The sequence below is a fragment of the Streptococcus sp. 79 genome, from assembly GCF_013277425.1.
Taxonomy (GTDB): Bacteria; Bacillota; Bacilli; order Lactobacillales; family Streptococcaceae; genus Streptococcus; species Streptococcus pseudopneumoniae.
Genome location: NZ_VMMW01000014.1, coordinates 21,575 through 44,301, shown reverse-complemented (window position 1 = coordinate 44,301; position 22,727 = coordinate 21,575). Strand labels below are relative to the sequence as shown.

Below are 22,727 nucleotides of genomic sequence, written 5' to 3'. Positions count from 1 at the left end.
AACCCTCCTTATATTATATTTAGTGCAGTTAGCTACTGCCAAAGCCCAAGTGGTATACATTGTATGACAACCTAGTTTCAACAATTTACACTCTGTGAAAATCCAATTCAAACTTCGTCAGCGTCGCCTTGCCGTATGTATGATTACTGACTTCGTCAGTTTCATCTACAACCTCAAAACTGTGTTTTGAGCAACCTGCGGCTAGCTTCCTAGTTTGCTCTTTGATTTTCATTGAGTATAATTCAATTACCATTATTTTCTCCGATTTCTTGATAGTTTATAAAAAACCTAGGCTGTCACTCCTAAACAGTATGACAACCTAGTTTCAACAATTTACATTTTATAGGAGCGCATTATTTTGCTTTTGCTGCGTACTCTTCGTTACGTTTAATCATTTGTTTTCTGTACCAAGCAAAGATACCGATATAGAATACAAGGAAGACTACTGCACCAAGAATTGCTTTGATATCACCAGTTGTAGTGTTACCAATTGTCCAACCAAGAAGTTTTTCGATTGGTCCTTCAAGAGTAGAGTGAGTAATCAATTGAGTTTGGCTCACACCTTCTGGGAAGGCACCTACACCTTTAGCAAGTTCTGTTGCAAATGGCGCAATAAGTGTACCTGAAAGAAGGAAGAGTGGCAACAAGAGTGTTCCGAAGATAATCATACGGAGCAATTTACCACGCGTTACAACCAAGAGAGCTGGAGTAACACCCATAGCGATGATACCTGCAAGTGGCAAGATACCATTTCCAACTTTTGAAAGAAGCACTGCTTCAATCAACATGATTGGTGCAAGTACGTTGGCACAAGCCCAGATTTCAGCACGACCAGCGATGAATGGCCAGTCAAGACCGATATTGAATTTACGTCCTTGAAGACGTTTAGTAGCAACGTTTGTAATACCTTGTGATAGTGGTTCTACGGCTGCGATGAACCATGAACCGATAAGTGAGAAGAGTTCCAAAGATACACCGGCAGTCAAACCAAGAGACAACCATCCTTTGATAACAAGACGCCATTTATCTGCATCTGCAACACCTGCAATTGGATGTGGAGTTCCCATAATACCGATAACGATACCAAGGATGAAACCGATGAAGAATTTAGATCCCCAGAAACCGATTTTCTTGTTCAATTTAGCAGCATCAAAGTCATATTTATCAAGGCCTGGGAAGAATTTTTCAAAAATCTTATCCAAAACCATGATAACTGGGTTCATCATGTAGTTCATGTGAGTTGATGTCATTGGTGATGAACTTGGGGCGTTAAGAAGGTCATCAAATGTAGGTTTCATCAAGTCAGAGTTGATAATTTTCAACACACCGACAAGAACGATAGCTGCTGTAGCAATCAAGAGTGAAACCCCTTGACTCACACCATTGTTATCAGCATACCATTTAATCAAGAGACCTGTGATAGACAAGTGCCAGATATCAAAGATATCGACATCAAGTGTATCGGTTTTCTTCATAGCAAGCATCACTACGTTGACAATCAACATGATGAGCAAGAAGTATAGTGTCCAAGCAGAACCCCAAGTGATTGTAGCAAGTGGTGCCCAACCAACGTCGGTAATACTCAATTGGATACCAGTGTTTTCAACGAATTTTGCTAGTGATGCTGAGAAAGCACCATTTAGCATACCGATGATAGCACCGATACCTGTAAGAGCGATGGCAAGTTTGATACCACCTTCAAGCGCTTTGGAGAATTTCACTCCAAAAAGTAAAGCCAATACTGTCAAAATGATTAACATGATGACAGGTCCACCCATTTCTAAGATGGGATTGAAAACCTTTCCGATTAGGTCAAAGATTGCATCCATAACAGTTCCTCCCTTTTTTATGTTATATGAATGTTAACAAATTAGAATTAGCTTAATCCGTGTTCTTTAATAGCTGCTTCAATATTGTCAAATACTGGAGCGCTCATTGCTGGGATACGGAATAAGATTGGTCCAGCTTCGATAACTGGGATACCTGGTTCAAAACCAAGGTCTGTTGCAGCGATTGGTGTAAAGATATCGTAACCTTTCATAAGGTCTTCGTTTACATCTTTCACCATGACTGCATCACAGTGAACATCATAACCACGGTTTGAAAGTTCTTCTTCTAGAGCACTTTTAATTTGGTGACTTGAGTTAACACCTGCACCGCAGGCAGCAAGAATTTTAATCATTTAGATTTCCTCCGATTTTATTTTTTAATAGACAAGATTAAGCGGTTGCTTCAGCAATGTAAGCATAAAGTTTTTCTGGTTCGGAAATTTTTGATAGGTCTTCAAGATGTCCATTTCCTGTGAAAAAGTCCATCAACTGAGCCAGAATATTTGTTTGACTTGAACTTGAGTTATTGATGATAAAGAAGAGCAAGGATACTTCTACTTCCTTATCAGGAGCTATCATATTGTGAAAAGTTACTGGTTTTTCTAATCGAACAACCACCACTTTCTCAGCTAGATTATGAACAATATCTGTATGAGGAATCGCTACATTTGGCAAGTCCTTTCCTAGAAATTCCATATCTAAACCAGTTGGAAATGACTTTTCACGCGTGATCAAAGCTTCACGATAAGTTGGAGTGACAATTTCTCGTTCTTCCAATAAAGTTGCAACCTGATCAAAGAGTTGTTCTTGATTATCCGCTTCTAAGCAAAACACAAGGTTTTTGTCAAAGAAATAATCTAATACCATAAGTTTTTCCCTTCTTTCCATTAACTTTATGCCATAAGTATAACACTATATGAAACCGTTGTCAATTACTTTCTGTTCTTTTTTTATATTTTTGTTTTGTTTATAGTTTGTTATATAAAAATAAACAAACAAATATTCCAAGTATTTTTCTGTTCTAATACTCAATGAAAATCAAAGAGCAAACTAGAAAGCTAGGCACAGACTGCTCAAAACACCGTTTTGAGGTTGTGGATAGAACTGACCAAGTCAGTAACCATATCTACGACAAGCCGACGTTGACGTGGTTTGAAGAGATTTTCGAAGAGTATTATTTTCCTTCTTTATCAGGAAATAGATAGCCAATCCCTACACAAGCTAGGACGCCTGCTCCAATCACCAAGCCACTTGAAATTGGCAACAGATCCAAAATTGCATTTGCGATGATAAAGGCAATAATCAAACACATCAGACTAGCCTTGTAGTCTTTTTTCAAAAGATTCTCTAGAGTGAAAAAGAGGAACAGACCCACCGGAATCAAAGACCATAGGCTGACATTCAAACTTGGCCAGCCAACAGAACCAAAATACAATACTGTCACTGCTGCTAATAAAAAGACAATTCCCAATAATTTTTTCATTTGTTTATCTCCAATTTTTTTATGAACTTGAGTTCTCTGATAGTGAAGCCTCACGTCCCTTACAAAAATCATTATAGTAGAGGTCAGTTTCAAGAACAAGTTCTTTTGCCTATCTGGTCTCTATATCAGTCTAAGTGGTTAAATAATGGCGATAAAATAAGGAAGCAGGTGAAAAACTACCTCCCAAATGAAAAGGAATTAAGCAACCAAACGCTACTTAATTCCTTGAAATTGTCTCATCACCTCTATTAGCCTTTAAATTTTGAAAGACTCTATTTGCTAATCAATATTTGTCAATACTAACCCTTTCAATCAATTCATTAGTTTTCTAAACTAAGTCTATTAATAAATCCAAAAAGAGTATCAATAGTAAAGTAAACTAAATAATTGAGTTATAAATAGCTATTTTCACAAAACTGTTTCATCATCACACCATCTCAGTACATAAACCATTTTTTCATCTATAGCTTTTGTCTTAATCTTAATCTTTTTTCTTTAATCCAAGAAATGCACCTAAGGTAAACATTATTCCGGCAACCAATGACGTGAAGACTTCGCTAACTGTTCCGGTTTTTGGTAACCTATCATTGTTAGTAGTTGATTTACTATCAATATTGGTATCTTTATTAGCTATGTTCTCTGGTTCATTAAGATAAACTTCCTTCTCATTTTCAAAGTTTTTATCATTTTTATCAGGAACTGGAGCTGTAACATCCTTAGTTGAATCAGATCTTTGACTTTCATCTAATTGACTATAATTTACTTGTACAGGAACTGTAGTTTTGACATCTTTAGTTGAATCAAATTTGTGTGAATGATCTTCTCTTTGTAAATCCTCTTTTCTGTGACTTTCATCTAATTGATTATGATTTGCTTGCACCTTATCTTTCTTTTTGGATACATCAAAAGTAGGTTTATTTTCCTCTTCCTTTTTCTCCTCTATTTTCTTGAATACAGGTTTTATAAGGGTATCTTTTGATAGATTAATAACATAACCAGCATCTTTTTTGCCTTCGACACCAGAAATTTCCCAGCCATCAAATTGATATCCTTTTTCTAATTCACCCTTATAAACAGGTAAAATGAAATCTTCTTCCGACACTATCGTTGAACTCATTTCTTTTCCATTTTGAATGGTCACAGTCACCCTATGAGGTTTTAGTTCGCTCACCTCTCCCGTATCTTTATTTAAAATAAATTCTTTTACGGTTGTATTTCTTGCGAAATCTTTTACAAGAATCTTAATATTTAGTGTCTTATCTGTTAGTTGTTTAATATCATCAAATGATGTATATTCTTTTCCATTTACATAAATATGTTGTTCTTGAATCTCACCATCGAATCCATTATTTCTTTTATCATTGATGTTAAAGACTACAGATTTTCCATCAGCATATTCGATACTAGTATTTCCCTTGGGATCAATGTTTACTTCTGGTTTAACATTATCATATAAAAATTGATAGTGTACTCCAACCGCTTTCGCATTCAAATTGCTATAGCCAGTTTGCAGATAAACATTTCCATCCATATCTGTTACCTTATCTGGAAATCCGTTTGCTTTATAATCTTTCATCCCCCAGTCCATGATGTCACCGTCTTTAACATTAAGCTTAACGTTAAAATCTCTAGTGTTATCAATGTGTAAATCTCCGTAGATTAAATAATTATCTACAACCGATTCATTAACTCTCAATTCCCAGTTAAAACCACCCTTATCAGAAATCTTACCTCTTAAATAAAATTCTGGATTTCGTACATAAATTTTATTAGATTTAGATGGATTAAAGTAGTTCTTATCCATTGAAAGGTTTACTGGTTTGGTATCAATAAATAACATGGAGCCATCTTCTTTTATAGCTTCTACATTAGAATATTCCTCCCCATGATACTCTTTATTATCTTTACCAAATAATACAAGTTTAGAGGAATCTGTCACAAGATTTCCATCTTTATCGATTGCTTCCCCTTTATCATTCATGTTAAAGGTAAACACTTGATATCTTACAATGTTAAAGCCGTCCAAAGCCGACATTAATACTGATTGAGTGCTTCTTCCATCTTTAACATTTCTACTATCAGCATAAATTGTTGTTTCTGAAAGGACTCTTAGATTAGGATTGGCCTTTTGTATTTTTGCTATATCTTCATTGCTATAGACTCCATTTCCTTCTAACATATCCGTTTTTCCAGGATTATAGGTAGTCACTTTTAGTGCATAGCCTTTTCTCAGAATGATATTATCCTTTAATAGATATTGTTGTTTTTCTGAATCAGAATAGATTTTACCAGATTCCATTTCAGTTAAATTGTTTGGTTTGTTTTTTGAAAGATCACCTTCTCCTAATTCTATTACATTCCCATAACTTGATGCATAGGGATATTCTGTTTTAGTTTCCCTATTTTTTTCAGGCATTCTAATTTTAGTTTTAGCTTTTGTTTTACCCTTATCTTTTACAAGGATATTCATATCACCCGTAAAGGATAGACCATCGACTACATCATTTGTATTTGCAAATAAGTCAAAGGTTAGAGTTTTAGTTTGTGGGTCGTATTTACTTGCCTTAATTTCTATTAATTTGAAGCCATTGCCATAGTAAGCCTTAGCATTTTTGGATACATTACTTACTTTTCCAAGAATTTCAAAATGTCCATCCTTTGATGGGCTTAATACTCCACCAAGTTTTGATTTAACATCATCAAGTTTCTCAGTTTCATATTCTAGAGCACTCTTATCTTCATAGGCAGTTATATTTCCTTCATCGTCATATTGATAATCAAGCTCTACTGTTCTTTTTCCACCAGTTACAAAGTCATATTCTTCCCTATATTTCTTTTTAATGAGTTTCTTTAGGTCTTTATTTTCAAAGTCTCTAATTGTTGAAATAGTTTTATTTATTTCAAGGCTAGCTTCTCCCTCAACTGAACTTTCTTCAGCTGGTTTTGAATCTTCATCCTTAGCTTGATTATTATTGGTATTTTCCTCTGGGCTCTTTGCATTTTTGAGTTTTTCTTCAGAAATTTCACCTAGTTTTTCATATTTAGAAGCATCTTTGTCAGGATCTACTAGGTAATAAGAAATCATTCCTTTTTCATCAGCTTGGTCATCAAATTTAATTCTATGGATTTTGGTGAAGTTGCTTGCACCATCTAGGGCGATTACTTCGATGATTTTTCCTCTTAAATCTCCTGCTCCGCTAATTTCGTAGATAGTATTTCCATCTTTATCAAGCTTCCTATTTCTTCCCTCACCCTCTCCGGCGTAAGTTACATCAAGACTTTTCTCAACATCTCCATACTTATCGACAAGAGCTGCACCTGCGTACCATACTTCGTTGGCTACTTCTTCAAATTTCTCAGGATGTTCTTTTTGGTCTCTAGCAAACAAGGTTTCGTGTTTGTACTCATCCTTTACCTTGTGGTAGGTATCTTTTGCGATCAATTTAATTTTATCTGGATTAGAAAAATCAATTGAAATAATTTTTGGAGCTGTATTATCAATTTTTACTGGTATATAAGAAACTTGCCATGGATAATCCTTGGTTAATCTATATTTGAATTTGTAGAAGTATTGACCCTCAGCTATTGATTCAAATTGTCCTCTTATCCTAGTAGCTGGATCTTGGTTATCCTTACTTTCTGGTTCATTTTCTTCTCTACCTCTAGGGTTATAGATGAGTCCATCCCACTTCAAATCACCCCAAACTTTTAGTTTAGATGATTTGATTCCCTTTGCATCATTGCTTTTAGAATTTAAAATTCCTCTAATAAAGTGTTCTCTCGAAATGACTTTTAAGTCTCTTTGATTTTCTCCCTCTTTATTTGTATTTACTATTGAAATCAATCCTTCTTCTGCACTTCTTAATACAAGTGGAGAAGGGGTTAATCCTCTTTCTAGTGAAACACTTTGTGGTTCTCCCTTTGAGTCAAGTGGATATACCCTAGCAACATTAGATCCACTAGTGGATTCTGCATGAATACCTTGGTTGTTAAAGGCAAATAAGTCTGGGTCTTGGTCTAGTGATGTAATATTTTTATCTTTTCTGTTTTGAATAATAGCTGCTGGATTAAATTTATCTATACCATGTTCTCCACCAATACCCTTGTTCAAGGTTCCAGGAATTTTCGGTTTACCATCATCATCATAACCTTCCATTGTTTTTGATTTTGAACCCTCTTCCCAGGCCCATTTATCAAGGATTGGTTCGTGGTTCCAATTCCCAGCAAATCCCATTAGAGGCATCGACAAAGAAGGTTGGAAGTTTATTTTCTTCCCGTTAGAGTTTAGAGCTTCCATTTCTTCCACTGACTCAAAATGAATAAATGATTCTACAAATTTATTTTTGTCTTTAGCCTCTCCAACATTTATAACCGCATTCAAATCAAAGCTAGAATTTGCGCCTATAGTGAAAGTATCATGCTCAAATGTGATATTTGCTCCTTTGATTTTTTCTGGATGGATTTCTGGAACAATTTGCTTCCCATCTGGAGATTTTTCATCTTTATATGTTTCATCCAGTTTTAATCTGTCAGTTAGAGAATCTGTAGTTATCGCTGATGCTGAAACTTTAAAGGTTAAAGGTCTGTCTGATGTATTGTGAAGCTTAACTGTAAAATATTTTTCTTCTCCTTTTATTTCTTTAAGAGAAATAGAACCATAAGAGTTTACCAAACCTTTAGAATCCTTGTTTTTGAAAGTCGCTACAACTTCATTTCTCAAAGCATTGGCAACATTAATTAGCCCTGCTCCCTGTTGTCTAGGTGATGCAAAGTATTGGCTTTTTTCTTTCCAAGACGTTGCGTCCATCATAGGTCGCGCAGTATTTTGTAAAGCAATTTTTGTAAGACTTGTAAGGTCTATTTTGTCATCTCCCTCAAGATTTTTCAATACAGGTCTTTCAAGCATTTCCTTTAACTTCGGTCTAATCAAAACAGTAGAAGCTGCTACGATTGGAGTTGCCATACTAGTTCCTGACATATAGCCATAAGTTGATTTCCCATTAATGACATTGAGAGTAGATTTAATGTTTTTACCAGGTGCTGAAACATCGGGTTTTAAAAGTAAATCTACTCTTGGCCCCCAAGATGTGGATCCTGCTGGAACGATGATATCTTCTTTATAGAGTTCTTTGTCTGTGTCAGGTGCAAACTTAAAGTCAATCTCTTTTTCGTCACCTACATTCGGTTTGTTGGAATTAAAACTTTCCATATCAATTGGATAGTATTGCTCCAATTTATCTTTAAAATCTTCTTTATTATTTCTTTTGACTTCAGTTTTTTTATCAGGATTAATCATGTTCCATAGCTTTACACCATCATCTCCTGAAATTGAAAACACTTGACTTTTAGTACCTTCATCCGCTTCATATCCCATAGCTGGAAGCTCTGTCCAATTATCTCTATTGTAGTAATTGACAGTATTTACAACCATAATGGCGCGTGCGCCCTTATCCGTAGCTTTTTTAAAAGCATTTTTTAAATCCTTTGTATAAATTCTATCCATTACTGCAATTTTGCCCTTAAGATCCAAACCTATCAAATCTTGGTCTTGGCCCTTGCCTATATATACAAATTTCAATTTACTAGGAGCTTTTGAACCATCTTCATTTGTTGTGATTTTATTCTTATCGAAAAAGGCCCCTATATTTCTGTATTTAAAACTTTCTCCACCTATGTTAACTTTATCAAACTCAACTGTTTGATTTTTAGCAGATGCAACCGCTATCGCATCTTCATGTGCTGCTGTTCGCGTTACATTTCCAGTGTCGGTCATTTTCAGATGATTATTTGCCACTAAATCCCAAGAAGAACTTGAAGCAGAAGTCGCATAGTTACCCGTAGCGACAACCATTGGAATGCCTGCTTTTCTTAATGCTCTAATAGCTTGCCAATATTTCTCACCTACAAGACCTGTTCCTGTAAAACCAGATGATACCGAAACAACATCAACGTTGTGTTTGATAGAATCTTCAATAGCATGAAACATTGTTTCATCCCCTGCGAACCCAGATCCTGCGTCAGAGTACATTTTATAAGAGAAGATCTGTGCATTAGGTGCAATTCCATCTATGCCATTAAAGTTCTTGATGTCTTTTTCAGTATCATTTCCAGCAAGAATCCCTGCAATATGCATCCCATGGGGATCAAAATAATCACTTCCATCATCAGCTCTTTCTACGGTAATTTTACCACCATTATAATAATTAAAAGCATGAGGAATTTTATCACTCAACCAATAATTTTTATCAGTGCCTTTTAAGTCTTCTTTTTTAAATCTCATTGAGGCTTTGGCATCATCATCAATCCTCATGGCCTTATGCCTATAATCTGTCCCGGTATCGATATTTGAAATGACCATACCTCTACCATCAAAGTTTTTCCCAAATTGAGCATTAATGGCCTTTAGGTAATCGATAGCCTCCTCAACTCCAATTTCCTTTCTGGCATGATTCATCATGGGTTGGACTTTTTGTGCCCTTTCAACCGATGAGATACCTTCTATGTGTTTAATTTTGTCCAAGTTATCTGGAGTTGTTTCTATGGCACTACCGTTAAAAATTCTATCATAAGTATATAAAACTTTTGTATTCTTAAGACTGGATAGTCCCTTGATTGCTTTTTCTCTAGACTCTTCATCTTTAAATTCAGCAATATAGACAAGTCTATCCTCTTTTTTGGGACTTTCTGAGTCTTTACTTGCAGACGAGTCCGCTTTATCTCCTTGGGATTGATTGGAATTTTCTTCTTTGCTTGTTGCTTCTTCATTGCTAGTGCTATTGTCTATCACAGGATTTTTACTAACAACTTCTTTTTCCTCAATAATTGTTGTTTTCTTTTCTTCAGTATCCTTTGAAGCTTCTATAGCATGATGAATCTCTTCATGTTTCTCTTTATTTTCTGTTTCCTTATCTACTACTACTTTTTCTTTATCAGAGATATTTAAAGCATCTTCAGAGCTAGATATATCTGCTAAGACTACCTTATTAGGGGCATAGGCTGCTAAAATAACTGCAGCTGTGGTTAATGACAATACTGTACTTTTTTTCATTTTAATTCCTTACATATTTATTTAACTTCCAATAGATAGAAAACTTTAACTTTGCTAGCCTTTGTTATAAAAAGTTTTACTAAGTATTATCTAGGAAATAGAGTAGTACATTTATATATAATTGTTAGCTCTCCATAAAAATAGTATATCATTTTTTAAATTTAAGTCAAGAAAAATTAATATGTGTTAATTTATTTTTTAATACACATTAAAAATATAGAGTCAAAAACTTTCGTAGTTAGCTGGGGTACATTGTCAGAACATTCACACCATCAAAAATAGTAGCAATCAAATTGAACCACTACCAAAATCACAAAGTCAAACATCATTGATGAAATATCAGCGCTATTAAACAATATAAATAACCGCTAAGAATAAGACTTAACCCCAAATCATTCATACCTCTCTCAACTAGATGTAACTTACAAAACCCCTGACCTCATGAGCCACTTTCTTCCTCCTCATGAGGCCAGTTTTACTTTCTGCTGTTCCAGTATCGTTTTTCCTCGCTAGATTTCCTCAAAAGGACAGACTCCTCCCTTGGTGCGTCACACGATTTTTTCATCTCGACTGTTCTTTAATGCATCATTAACGACGCTTTTCTTCTAGGTGGTTCATAAGGAACAGGAAGATTCAGGTTGACTTTTCTAATCCTAGAATAAAGTGCTGAAAACAATTCGGAATAGGCATAGAGACTAGACAATTTGAGGAGCTGCTTGCGTCCTGTTCGAACACATTTTCCTACCACGTGAAGAAAAAGATGGCGGAAGCGTTTGATTGTTAAAGTTTGGAAGTCACCTCCAGCTAGATGTTTGAGAAAAAGATAGAGATTGTAGGCGATACAGCTCATCATCATACGAACTTCGTTTTTGATTAAGGTTGAACTATCCGTTTTATCGCCAAAAAATCCCTCCTTCATCTCCTTGATGAAATTCTCGGCTTGACCACGTCCACGATAAAGCTGAAACTGGTCTTGGCTTGTTCCACTCGTCATATTTGTAACGAGAGAAATAACATCGTAGAACAAGTTTCCTTCTTTTCGTTCAGAGAACTGGCAGACACGACGCTTGTGCGACCAAGATCCTGCTTGATAGAGAGTTTCTGAGTAGGCGGAGTGGGGCAAGATGGTTAAGTCCTCATCCTGTGGGCAAGGGAGGGAAAGGTCTCCAAGACGGTTCAGAACAGTATTTTTCTTGAGTTTTATGAGGTAGTATTGCCCTGTTTTTTCAATTAAATCGTATAATTTTGGGGTCGCAAAGCCACTATCCATTCGAAAGAGAAGTTGATTAAACCGTTCTAAAACAGGTGTGATAAAGCTGTCTGCCTCTTCAGAACAATAACGATTACCAGGACGAAGCTGGGCATTGAAACAATAACCTGTCTTCCCCTCGAAAGCATAAAGAGGATGATAGCCATGAGCACAATAGTGGGCGTTATAAGCAACACCTTCTTGCTTGCCATAAGTTGTGAAATGGGTAGAATCGATATCTACAATGAGTTGGTTTAGCTGGTGAAACTGTAAAAAGAATTCGACCAATTCAAGGTTGAGGCATCGCAAACTATGGACTGTTTCCTCGTCAGTTCTGGAAAGAAAACGGGATAAGGTTGGCTGTGAAGCAAGCTGCCCTCCTTCCAACAATTTTGGAAAGTAGGCATCAGCTGACAATTCTTTACAAGCATAGTCCGTTCCATAGCCTGTTAACAGTTGAAAGAGGAACTGGACAAGGATATCTGAATCCGAATAACGACAGTAGCGGCGTTGGTCATTCGTTACTAAATACTTAGAAATCCGCTCTTTTAGTTTCAACTGGGAAAAAAGTTCCTGAAAAAAGATAAGACCACCATACTGGGTTAAATGACCTCCATCGAAAGATAGTTGGTAAAAAGACTTGTTTTGGAAGTGATGATTTGGTAAACTGTTCATGTGAGTTTCCTTTCTTTTTGTGTTTTTTTCTACACTTATACCATAAAGGGGAAACTCTTTTTTGTCTAGTAAAAAACACCCATTGGGTGAAAAAAGAAACCATCCAGGATCTAAGCTAAGGCAAGGATTCTGGAGGGTTTTTAGATTAGGGGTGAATAATTGGGGTTAACGGTTATTTATACATATCTATTTTTTCAAATCTTCAGTCATATGTTCACCTGTGACCTAGGCTTTACGAGTGCCTTGCTCTACCAACTGAGATAAATCGGCGATTACACTTACAGTATAGCACTCTGAGAATAGATGTCAAGGAATTTTCATCTCTATTAGAAAAAGCCTGTCCTAAGACAAGGCTTTGAGTTTCTTCATCTTAGGATCCAGCACTTTCATAAGAATCCAAGCCCCTGTCCCATAGTTTCAAGGAAATACCAAAAAAGACAAGGGAAATCAAAATCAAACCTCCAATGTTAAAGAGTACATCCTTGTCCTGCAAAAAATAGCTAGCAGGATAGTAGGCCGTAAAGGCAAAAGGCACGATAAAGCTAATCAACCAACGAAGAAGAGAATTGTAAATCGAAATCGGATACTTTGCAAAATCATTAAACATATAGAAAATGTAAATCATAGCCCCTGACTGCTTGGTCCAAAAAGCGATGCTGGCTGTCGCGATTTTAAGAGAAGTATAAATCAAGGTCGCAAAAGGAATACAGACTAGGAAAAGCAGGAATTTTGGAAGAGTCCAAGCAATGCTGGTCATGGTTGTTCCCAATAAAATACCACCGACCAAGAGTTCGCCTAAGGCATCAATCTGAAAGGTCTCAACCAAGATGTGAAAGAGAGGATTGATAGGACGAGTCAGATACTTATCAAATTCTCCTTTTCGCACCAAGCGTTGCCCCAGTGCCCAGAGATTGTCAAAAAAGAGATGGTCCAAGCCCTTAGGAATCAAGGAAAAACCATAGATAAAGGCAATTTCTTGAAAAGTCCAACCTTCTAGGGATGGGATGTGTTGAAAGATGACATTGAGAAATAAGAGATTCAGGCCTTGAGTCAGAAAGACTCCCAAGACACCAACCACAAAATCCACCTTGTATTCCATGATTTGCTTGATGTATTGTCTGATAAAAATCAGATGCATGCGTTGATATTTTTTCATACTAACCTCCTTGAATGGTGATAAAGGACTGGACTCGTTTCCAAATCAACTGAGACAAGCCCACCATCACTAAGAGCCAGAAAAACTGCAAAGCGAGTGCCTGAAGCATCTGATTAGCATCGTATTTCCCAACAATAATCATGACTGGGGTATAAATCAAGGATGAAAAAGGCAGGAAGGACAGAATATCTGCAACAACCTTTGGAAAGAAAGCCAAGGGAATCAAACTTCCAGACATAAAGGCCACTATGGAAGTCTTGAGTAGATTGGAACCCCAAAGATTTTTAAACACAAAGGCTGAAAATCCAAAGCAAATATTAAAGAAAAAGTTAATCAGATAAGCCAAAGTTAGGCTAAAGAGATAAAGGACAGTTAATCCCAGCACTTCTACAATCCCTTGCCCAGATAAGATTTTCATCAAAACAATGACACTTAAAAATGGAAGGCCAACGCTGATAAAAATCAACCACTTGGAACCAAGCTCGGTGAAAAGATAGGAGGCCGCAAAATGCACTGGTCGCAACAAACGCATGATAATGGAGCCATCCTTGACCTCCTCCCCAATCATAAAGGACGAATCGGATCTAGTCAGAAGATTGGTCACAAAACTCATGATGATGTAGAGGGTGATATCCGCCATACTGAAGCCCTGAATCAAAGACTCTTGCGAAGAATCAAAGACAGCCTTCCAGAGATAAAAGGCCACAAAAGCCCCCATGACATCGCCAATCCGATAGAGAATAAAGTTGACTCGGTAAGTAATCAACTCCTGAACCCCTGCATTGACAAAGGGTTTATAACGTCTCCACAATTTGATCATCCTAGAGCTCCTTTCGGTAGAAGCGACGGATAATATCCTCAATATCCGTATCCACCATCTTCAAATCGCGGATTTCAAAATCAGACAGGGTTTGCTTGATAATGTCAGCTGACTGGTAGCGAGAACTATCAAATTCAATGTTGAGGCTGTTTCCTTGTCTATCAATGGTCATATCAGACAGACCTTCATAGTGAGAGACGAGATGACTTTGACCTGGTAGCAGTTCAAAAGAGAGAGTCTTCATCTTACCAAAGGTATCCTTGAGTTGGCTCACCGTTCCATCAAAAATCTCTTTCCCCTTGTCAATCATGAAAATCCGATCACAAAGTTGCTCAATATCACTCAAATCGTGAGTGGTCAAAAGAATGGTAGTTTCTTCCTCTTGATTGATCTGAGTAATTGCCCGACGAATATTATCCTTAACCGAAACGTCCAAACCAATGGTCGGCTCATCTAAAAAAAGAACCTTGGGATTGTGGAGCAAGGAGGCCGCAATATCCGCCCGCATCCGTTGTCCCAGTGAAAGAGTCCGCACGGGATCCTTGATAAAGTCCTTCAAATCCAAGACTTCATTCAAAAAGTCCATACGCTTATGAAAGAGCGAGTCTGGCACATCATAAATCTCTTTTAAGACAGTGTAGGTCTCTTGCAGAGCCAAATCCCACCATAGCTGGGTGCGTTGTCCAAAGACTACGCCAATATCTTTGACATAATCTTGCCGATTGTCCTGGGGAATCTTGCCGTTAATCCGACAAAAACCAGATGTTGGTTTCAAAATTCCTGTCAGCATTTTAATGGTTGTCGACTTCCCAGCACCATTTGCCCCGATAAATCCTAAAATCTGCCCTTTTGGAACCTCAAAGGTCAAATCCTTGACCGCTTCAAAGGTCTGCTTTTCAGGATGAATAAAGGAGCGCAAAGCCCCCTTCAAGCCCGGTTCCTTAACAATCTTCACAAAATGTTTCTGAAGATGTTCCACTTCTATCATTGCCATATCTATCTCCCTATCATAAGGAATAGCAACATTGTGTTTTTAACTACAAATATTCTAAATCCTTACTTTCTACACCTTCTACATTTTATTACTACAGAAGGCTTTATACCAACCTATTATAGTCCAATAAAAAACAGAATGCAAGCGTTTGCCTATGGATTGTGAAATTAGGATTTCTCTCATAAAATAATACTTTTAATCAAAAATTCAGTTGAATAGTTTAAATTACCAACCTACTCATCTTCTCACCAGAGGGCGGTATTAACTTTGATCATAAAATCGGATACTCCCTCTATCCAGAAAATATGCTCAGAATGATTGTCTCTAAACAATACCTGCTCTTTTACCTCATTCATGAAAAAGAAGTCCATACCCTGAGAATTATCAACTCACGCACCGACTACCTAAACCAACTCGACCACCTCTTTCGTACATGTAGGAAACTATTTTCCTCACAAATAATCTCATTATAAAATCCAATAAATTTTTTTAGCTCACTTGAATATTTTCTTTGTATCGTTTTATCAGCTTCAATCTGATTTAGACTTGTTACCTTGGAACGACTTGAAATAACCTTTGTAAAATAACACTTAAGACTTTCATCATCTCGTATAAATTTTTCAATAGTGATATAAAAAGCTTTCATATTCTGTTTGTAATCAGATATTAATTGATTAATTTTATCATTCTGATGAAGATTCGATACCATAATATATAGCGGATTGAAATAAGATGAGAACAAATTGATTGGAAAAGTAAAATTAATTTCTATAAATGTTTTAGCAATTGTTTCATACTATTTTAGATTCAGTCTACTATACATAAACTAACCTCCTCATTATTAGCAAGGCTTCTACTGATTATAACCTAATTCTTAGACTACTTCAAGACTAACTGTCCAATAATAATCTACAGATAAATCATCCACTCTTAATCAAATTTTATTCAATCCATCTACTCATTCCCAAAAGGTTGCTGTATAATGCAAGACATTTTTCTTACAGCTTTTACTTTTCCTTACCCTCAATTTAGTGAGCTAATAAATTATTCTTCTTCAAAAGGTTGAGATTTATCTAGTAACTCTAAAACATTAATGGTAGGTAGCAACATTGCTTCACTGCTATCAATTGCCGAAACTATTGAAACAATAGAACGTAAATAAGGATAAAGAATAGCAGTACCATTTACGTATAGAATATCGGTGATATTTTCATCTATATTTATTTCAAAATATCCTATTACAGTTACAGATATTTTTTTCATGGCATCTTTGTCAACTAAAGAAACACTAAGTTTTACGGCTCCATGACTATAATCATCTGTATGACCAACCTTAACTATGGGATATAATATATCGAAGGTAAATGTGAACAAATTGATTAGGGAATTTAAACCAACTTCTAACAATGTGTTATACTCAATGAAAATCAAAGAGCAAACTAGGAAACTAGCCGCAGGTTGCTCAAAACACTGTTTTGAGGTTGTGGATAGAACTGACGAAGTCAGTAACCATACTCACGGCAAGGCGACGTTGACGTGGTTTGAAGAGATTTTCGAAGAGTATTAGAAAGCTCGATGGACTATTCCAGATTTATTCCACTAGATTTTGAAATCAAAAAAAGTTGAGACATAGCGTCTTCAACTTTTTTACATTACTTTAACTACTGATTAAAGTGAGTTTACGTCAACTTTGATACCAACACCTTGAGTAGTTGTGATAGTCAAGTTTGTTACGTAAGTTCCTTTAGCTGTAGCTGGTTTTGCTTTTTGGATTGTTTCGTTGAAAGCTTTGAAGTTTTCAACCAATTTTTCAGCTTCAAATGATACTTTACCGATGATTGCTTGAACGTTACCTGCACGGTCAGCACGGTAAGTGATTTTACCACCTTTAGACTCTTCAACTGCTTTAGCAACATCCATTGTTACAGTACCAGTTTTAGGGTTTGGCATCAAGTTACGTGGTCCAAGGACACGTCCAAGACGTCCAACAAGAGCCATCATATCAGGTGTAGCGATAACTACGTCGAAGTCCAACCAACCGTCGTTGATTTTAGCAACAAGGTCATCTTCACCAACAAAGTCTGCACCAGCAGCTTTTGCTTCTTCAGCTTTTGCACCGCGTGCGAAAACAAGAACGCGTGAAGTTTTACCAGTACCGTTTGGCAATACCATTGCTCCACGGATTTGTTGGTCAGCTTTTTTAACGTCGATGTTCAAGTTGTAAGCAACTTCTACAGTTGCGTCAAATTTTGCAAAGTTAGTTTCTTTTGCAAGTGCTACAGCTTCTTCTACGCTGTATGCTTTTGTGCTGTCGATTTTCTCAAGAGCAGCACGAAGTTGTTTGCTTTTTTTAGCCATTTTCTATTCTCCTTGTAAGTGGTTCAATCGATTTTCATCTCCCACGTCACTCCTCGAAATGATGAAGTCTTGCGGGTTTTCAGTCTATTACTTTCCTTTTCCTACGGCCTTAAGTTCCCTTGCTGTACCCAAGTACAAGTATCAGTCACTTGCCTAGTATGAAAAGCAACTAATAGACTGCTGTGAGATTTTCTACTGTGTTATTGATTAGTCAACAACAGTGAATCCCATAGAACGAGCAGTACCTTCGATCATACGCATTGCAGACTCTACGTTTGCTGCGTTCAAATCTGGCATCTTAGTTTCTGCAATTTCTTGTACTTGTGCACGAGTAACTGTAGCAACTTTAGTTTTATTAGGTGTACTTGATCCTTTTTCAACACCTGCAGCTTTTTTCAAAAGAACAGCAGCTGGTGGTGTTTTCGTAACGAAAGTAAATGATTTATCTTCGTAAACTGAGATAACAACTGGAATGATCATCCCAGCTTGGTCAGCTGTACGAGCGTTGAACTCTTTTGTGAATCCCATGATGTTGATACCAGCTTGACCAAGAGCAGGTCCAACCGGTGGAGCTGGTGTAGCTTTACCAGCAGGGATTTGCAATTTTACAAGTTTTTCGACTTTTTTAGCCATTTTTAAATCCTCCTTTGTGGTTTTGGCGGTAATTAGAGATTTTTACCTCCCACAAGTATGCTTTTCACATACCCATCTATTATACACTATTTATCTGGAATTGCAAGAGAAAAGTTTATTTTTTAATCGACGTAATCTCCGCCTTCAAAGCCGTAATACTCTTCCAAACTGAGACCACTTGCAGCAATTTCTTTAGCTTCTTTTCCTACATAACGCAGGTGCCATTCCTCAGCCATATAGCCTGTTTCCTTTTCCTTGCCTTTGAGATAACGGACAACAAAGCCATAATCAGCTGCATGATCCAAGAGCCATTGGGCTGCTTTTTCTTCTGTCACCAAATCACCATCAGTCCCAATCACATCAAAGGCCAAGCCTGTCTGGTGTTCGCTATAGCCAGGACGGGCAGAGTAACGGTCAGCTGCTGCCTTTCCATCTTGGTTGACATAATCTTGATAGAGCTTGGTCTGAGTTTCATAACTTCTAAAACCACTGTAATGATCACTAATAGGGAAACCTGCCTCTTGCATCGCTTTGATGAGTTTGACCAACTCAGCCTTGGCTGTTGGATTTTCCCCCGGATTATAGTCTTTCGACAAAGGATAATGTTTATTGGCTACGATGATTTCATCGTATTTGCCTTGGATGCTGTAGTAATCACCTTTATTGACCACTTCTGCTTTTTTCTGGGCAGCTCCTTGAGACTTACTTCCAACTGTTCCATCAGCTTTAGCAGTTTGTTCTGTTTTAGCTGCTCCATCTTCATTTTTTGCTTTTTCTTGTGAACAAGCTGCTAGACTCAAGGCTAGCAAGGCTGTCAAGATAAGGTATCTTTTTTTCATTTCTACTCCTTTATTTCTAATAGGTTATCTAGTTCTGACGATAAACATTCGACTAATCTTTTAATCTCATCCGTTTTTACTTGGTATGTTTCTGCTGTCATTTCTTCAAAGGGAACCCACCAGACTGGACCACGACCTTTAAGACCGTGGCCATTCATATCACCTGTCCGTCGTGGAAACAGATGCCAATGAAGATGGGCATCGCCATTTCCTAGCAGTTCGATATTCATTTTCTCAGCAGCAAATGCCTTGGCAACTGCCTCTTGGACTAGACTCATTTCTTCGAGAAAACGGAGTCTTGTTTCCTTTTTCAAATGGTGCAATTCGGTGACATGTTCCTTGGCTAGAAAGAGACTATAGCCTGCAAAATACTGGTGGTCTCCAATCACAAGATAGCCTGTTTCCAACTCTTTGACAAAATAGGGATTTTCTCCCTTCTTGATGAGCTCAATTCTCTGGCATATAAGACACATATTAGTCTACCAACGCGCTCTTAATGTAAGCATCAACCATACGCTCTGTTGCGACCACCGAGTCAATATGAGTACGCTCATAAGAATGACTAGACTCGATACCCGCGCCAAGGAGGGCGTGTTTGACCTCTGCCCCTGCGGACATGGCCGCTGAAGCATCCGAACCATAAAATGGATAGATGTCCAGCTTAAAAGGAATATCTTGCTCTTTCGCCAAGGTCACCAAATGTTGACGGAAGTCATAGTGATAAGGGCCTGAGGCATCCTTGACACAGATAGACACTGTGTACTCATCTGTTTGCTGGCCATCGCCCATAGCTCCCATATCAACAGCCAGATATTCGACTACCTGAGCAGGAATATTAGAGTTAGCCCCATGTCCCACTTCTTCAAAGACTGAAAAGGCAAAATGGGTTGTTACGGGCAATTCAATCTTCTCTTCCTTATAAATACGAAGGAGATTAAGCAAAATCGCTGCGCTAACTTTATCGTCCAAATGACGAGACTTGATAAAACCTATCTCTGTCACGACTGTTCGTGGGTCAAAGCTGATAAAATCACCGATCTCAATCCCCAAGGCACGAGTTTCTTTTTCACTAGTTACTTTGGCGTCCAAACGCACTTCCATATTGTCTTGCGTGCGTTCTGCAGTTCCTGCATCCTTGTAGACATGGCAAGAAGTTTGGTGGATGAGAATGCTTCCCGATACCTTTTGACCTGTGCTAGCTACATGAACGGTACAGTTTTCTCCTTCAATCATATTCCAAGGAAAACCACCAATACGGTCCAATTTGAGACGGCCGTCTGGTTTGACAGCACGGACAATAGCACCAAGCGTATCTACATGGGCAGTCACATAGCGTTGTTCCTCATCATTTTGACCTTTAATAGTTACATTAACACCGCCCTTGGCTGTGCGAACCGGCTGGTAACCAAAACCTTCTAAAGTTTTGACTAAATAGTCCGAAATCTCACGAGTGAAGCCTGTTGGCGATGCAATAGCTGTTAGTTCTTTGATATATTCTACTGTTTGATTCATTTCTTCACCTCTTTTGCTACCTATTATAACACATTTATCATCGGATAAAAAAAGAAAACCACTCCTGTAGACTTGACTACAAAAGTGATTTTAGTAATTATTCCATTTCAAAAACATCGCTTTCTTGCTTGTTTGGTAGAACCAATGAGAGCAAGATTCCAACGATGGCTGGCACCAACCATGGGAGTGAGGCCTTGGCAAAAGGAAGAACGCTAACAAGATTTGCAAAAAATTCAACCTTAAAGGAGCTTCCTAGTACGCTTGCAATGCCAATAGCTGTAACAACAGCAATTGTCAACTGCATACCTGGTTTTGAAAGAGCCACGAATTTGTTGACAATGACAATCATAACGATGGCAATGGTGATTGGGTACAAGATAACCAGTACAGGGATTGAGTACTTGATAATCGCATCAAGACCCAAATTGGCAATGACAAATCCAATCAAGGTAAAGGCTGTCGCATAAACCTTGTAGCTGATTTGTGGGAAACGCTCATTAAAGAACTCAGCTGTTGACACAATCAAACCAACAGTTGTTGTAAAGCAGGTTACGGTAACCATAGCTGCAAGGAAGAGTTGAGCTGTTGAGCCAAATATTTCTTGAGTGGCTTGTGACAAGATGTAAACACCTGGTGTTCCACCCTTCATAGCCTCAGCTGGTACTGGGAAATGATTTCCAAGGAATCCTAAACCAATGTAAAGAGCACTGAAGGCAAGGGCTACAACGATACCAACCACCCAAATAGTCGAAATGTATTCTTTCTTACTTGAAAATCCAAGTTGTTTCAAGGTTTGAACTGCGATTACGCTAAAGGCAACTGAAGCAAGGGCATCCAAGGTATTATAACCTTCTAGGAAACCTGTACCAAAGGCAGAAGCTTGATAAGCAGCTGAAGCAGCTTGAGGACTTGTTCCACCGTATTTGATAGCTCCTAAAACAACCAAGATAACGATCAAAATCGCAAAGACTGGCGTTAAAATACGTCCAATGCGGTCCAAGATTTTTGATGGATTGAGCGAAATTAGATAGGCTGCTGCAAAGTAAAGAACCGTAAAGACAATCAAACCAAGACCTTTATTTGCATCCGACAAAAGGGGGCTAATCCCTACTTCGTAAGCTGTTGTAGCTGTACGTGGGATAGCAAAGAATGGACCGATTGACAAGTAAAGAACTGAGAGGTAAAGAGTCGCGAACCAAGGCGCTATCTTCGTTGAAATCTCATAGATATATCCTTTAGGATTTAGCGTTCCAATAATAAGGGTCAAGACGGCGATACCGACACCTGAAAAGACAAAACCTGCGATGGCAGGAAGAAAATGTTCTCCAGATAGAGCACCTAGAGAAGGCGGAAAAATCAAGTTCCCCGCACCAAAAAATATTCCAAACAGGAGCAAACCTGTTAGGGCACCTTTTTTAGCCATGTAAATCTCCTTCATATTTATAAAATACTAACCTAGTATATCATGAATAGGAGTATGAAAAAAGCTTCATGAAGTAAATATTGAATGTTTTCAAGATTCTTAAAAATAAGAATTATCTAAAAATAATTTTCTCCTACCTAAATCACACCAAGTAGGAGAAAATTCTTATGTTTAGAGTTCTTCAAAGGCAGTCATACCACCTTAGACATTGATAACCTCATAACTTTGTTCAGCTAGAAATTGGCAAGCACGCGCCGATCTCATTCCATATTTACAAATAACATAATGTAACTGGTCCTTGTCCAATTGATCATAGGTATCAGTCAGTTGACTCAGAGGAAGATTCTGAGCACCTTCTAAATGAAGAGCTTCAAACTCATCCACTTCTCTCACATCCACTAAAGAAAGTTGCTCATTTTGGTAAAGCTGGTAAAATGCGTCAAAGGTTATTTCTTTCATTCTTTTTCTCCTAATGCTCTTCGAAAATCTCTTCAAACCACGTCAGCGTCGCCTTACCATAGGTATGGTTACTGACTTCGTCAGTTCTATCCACAACCTCAAAACAGTGTTTTGAGCTGACTTCGTCAGTTCTATCCACAACCTCAAAGCAGTGTTTTGAGCTGACTTCGTCAGTTCTATCCACAACCTCAAAGCTGTACTTTGAGCAACCTGCGGCTAGCTTCCTAGTTTGCTCTTTGATTTTCATTG

At 37.6% G+C, this 22,727-nt stretch carries 22 protein-coding genes; 2 read left to right on the top strand and 20 right to left on the bottom strand.

The features are described 5' to 3' along the window. Positions 1 to 85 precede the first annotated feature (85 nt). The 4 genes from HT729_RS11925 to HT729_RS03270 all read right to left on the bottom strand — a co-directional run bounded on the left by HT729_RS11925 (position 86) and on the right by HT729_RS03270 (position 2,696). Entirely contained in the window at positions 86 to 232 is a 147-nt protein-coding gene (locus HT729_RS11925; RefSeq protein ID WP_088850388.1) for a hypothetical protein, read from the bottom strand. A 121-nt stretch (positions 233 to 353) separates the two neighbouring features. Continuing rightward, positions 354 to 1,829: a PTS galactitol transporter subunit IIC gene (locus HT729_RS03280; protein ID WP_000338724.1), complete on the bottom strand. Its 1,476-nt coding sequence runs from the start codon at positions 1,827 to 1,829 to the stop codon at positions 354 to 356. A 47-nt stretch (positions 1,830 to 1,876) separates the two neighbouring features. Next, positions 1,877 to 2,182, bottom strand: a complete 306-nt coding sequence (locus HT729_RS03275; protein ID WP_000590563.1) for a PTS sugar transporter subunit IIB — start codon at positions 2,180 to 2,182, stop codon at positions 1,877 to 1,879. A gap of 37 nt (positions 2,183 to 2,219) precedes the next feature. Beyond that, complete coding sequence (locus tag HT729_RS03270; protein WP_000242204.1) at positions 2,220 to 2,696, bottom strand: PTS sugar transporter subunit IIA; 477 nt, start codon at positions 2,694 to 2,696, stop codon at positions 2,220 to 2,222. Between the two features lie 164 nt (positions 2,697 to 2,860). On the opposite strand from HT729_RS03270, the gene HT729_RS11920 reads away from it, so the two are divergent. Then, the gene (locus HT729_RS11920) at positions 2,861 to 3,034 is read left to right on the top strand and encodes a hypothetical protein (RefSeq protein WP_007285086.1); all 174 of its coding nucleotides are present in this window, start codon (positions 2,861 to 2,863) and stop codon (positions 3,032 to 3,034) included. Here the strand turns inward: HT729_RS11920 and HT729_RS03260 are convergent. From HT729_RS03260 to HT729_RS03230, 8 genes are all read right to left on the bottom strand, one after another. Beyond that, complete coding sequence (locus HT729_RS03260; RefSeq protein ID WP_100104719.1) at positions 3,004 to 3,312, bottom strand: hypothetical protein; 309 nt, start codon at positions 3,310 to 3,312, stop codon at positions 3,004 to 3,006. The two genes, HT729_RS11920 and HT729_RS03260, sit on opposite strands and share 31 nt — an antisense overlap. A gap of 481 nt (positions 3,313 to 3,793) precedes the next feature. After that, positions 3,794 to 10,360, bottom strand: coding sequence for a S8 family serine peptidase (locus HT729_RS03255; protein ID WP_172926245.1), 6,567 nt, complete (start codon positions 10,358 to 10,360; stop codon positions 3,794 to 3,796). A gap of 577 nt (positions 10,361 to 10,937) precedes the next feature. After that, complete coding sequence (locus HT729_RS03250) at positions 10,938 to 12,284, bottom strand: IS1380-like element ISSpn5 family transposase (RefSeq protein WP_172931654.1); 1,347 nt, start codon at positions 12,282 to 12,284, stop codon at positions 10,938 to 10,940. Between the two features lie 370 nt (positions 12,285 to 12,654). Next, entirely contained in the window at positions 12,655 to 13,440 is a 786-nt protein-coding gene (locus tag HT729_RS03245) for an ABC transporter permease (protein WP_000760734.1), read from the bottom strand. 1 nt (position 13,441) lies between these two features. After that, entirely contained in the window at positions 13,442 to 14,260 is an 819-nt protein-coding gene (locus tag HT729_RS03240) for an ABC-2 family transporter protein (protein WP_172926406.1), read from the bottom strand. 1 nt (position 14,261) lies between these two features. Continuing rightward, complete coding sequence (locus HT729_RS03235; RefSeq protein WP_172926405.1) at positions 14,262 to 15,254, bottom strand: ATP-binding cassette domain-containing protein; 993 nt, start codon at positions 15,252 to 15,254, stop codon at positions 14,262 to 14,264. Positions 15,255 to 15,654: 400 nt separating this feature from the next. Next, complete coding sequence (locus tag HT729_RS12555) at positions 15,655 to 15,900, bottom strand: hypothetical protein (RefSeq protein WP_000643408.1); 246 nt, start codon at positions 15,898 to 15,900, stop codon at positions 15,655 to 15,657. 398 nt (positions 15,901 to 16,298) lie between these two features. After that, complete coding sequence (locus HT729_RS03230) at positions 16,299 to 16,661, bottom strand: protein-export chaperone SecB (protein WP_000895069.1); 363 nt, start codon at positions 16,659 to 16,661, stop codon at positions 16,299 to 16,301. 13 nt (positions 16,662 to 16,674) lie between these two features. Here HT729_RS03230 and HT729_RS11915 point away from each other — a divergent pair, with 13 nt between their 5' ends. Then, positions 16,675 to 16,821 carry a hypothetical protein gene (locus HT729_RS11915; protein ID WP_050241735.1) on the top strand — a complete coding sequence of 49 codons (147 nt, stop codon included), beginning with the start codon at positions 16,675 to 16,677 and terminating at the stop codon, positions 16,819 to 16,821. 101 nt (positions 16,822 to 16,922) lie between these two features. Here the strand turns inward: HT729_RS11915 and rplA are convergent, their stop codons facing one another. From rplA to HT729_RS11910, 8 genes are all read right to left on the bottom strand, one after another. Then, positions 16,923 to 17,612 carry a 50S ribosomal protein L1 gene (rplA, locus tag HT729_RS03220; RefSeq protein WP_001085675.1) on the bottom strand — a complete coding sequence of 230 codons (690 nt, stop codon included), beginning with the start codon at positions 17,610 to 17,612 and terminating at the stop codon, positions 16,923 to 16,925. Between the two features lie 207 nt (positions 17,613 to 17,819). After that, entirely contained in the window at positions 17,820 to 18,245 is a 426-nt protein-coding gene (rplK, locus tag HT729_RS03215) for a 50S ribosomal protein L11 (protein WP_001085812.1), read from the bottom strand. A gap of 122 nt (positions 18,246 to 18,367) precedes the next feature. Beyond that, a complete protein-coding gene (gene ldcB, locus HT729_RS03210; RefSeq protein WP_172931653.1) occupies positions 18,368 to 19,084 on the bottom strand; it encodes an LD-carboxypeptidase LdcB/DacB in 717 nt (238 codons plus the stop codon). 2 nt (positions 19,085 to 19,086) lie between these two features. Further along, a complete protein-coding gene (locus HT729_RS03205; RefSeq protein WP_172931652.1) occupies positions 19,087 to 19,557 on the bottom strand; it encodes an HIT family protein in 471 nt (156 codons plus the stop codon). A gap of 1 nt (position 19,558) precedes the next feature. Further along, on the bottom strand, positions 19,559 to 20,596 hold the full coding sequence (locus tag HT729_RS03200; RefSeq protein WP_172926394.1) for a M42 family metallopeptidase: 1,038 nt from the start codon (positions 20,594 to 20,596) through the stop codon (positions 19,559 to 19,561). Between the two features lie 97 nt (positions 20,597 to 20,693). After that, positions 20,694 to 22,019 carry a branched-chain amino acid transport system II carrier protein gene (gene brnQ / locus HT729_RS03195; RefSeq protein WP_172926393.1) on the bottom strand — a complete coding sequence of 442 codons (1,326 nt, stop codon included), beginning with the start codon at positions 22,017 to 22,019 and terminating at the stop codon, positions 20,694 to 20,696. 201 nt (positions 22,020 to 22,220) lie between these two features. Next, positions 22,221 to 22,478, bottom strand: a complete 258-nt coding sequence (locus tag HT729_RS03190; RefSeq protein ID WP_172931651.1) for a rhodanese-like domain-containing protein — start codon at positions 22,476 to 22,478, stop codon at positions 22,221 to 22,223. A gap of 10 nt (positions 22,479 to 22,488) precedes the next feature. Further along, a complete protein-coding gene (locus tag HT729_RS11910) occupies positions 22,489 to 22,725 on the bottom strand; it encodes a hypothetical protein (protein WP_050208120.1) in 237 nt (78 codons plus the stop codon). Positions 22,726 to 22,727: the final 2 nt, after the last annotated feature.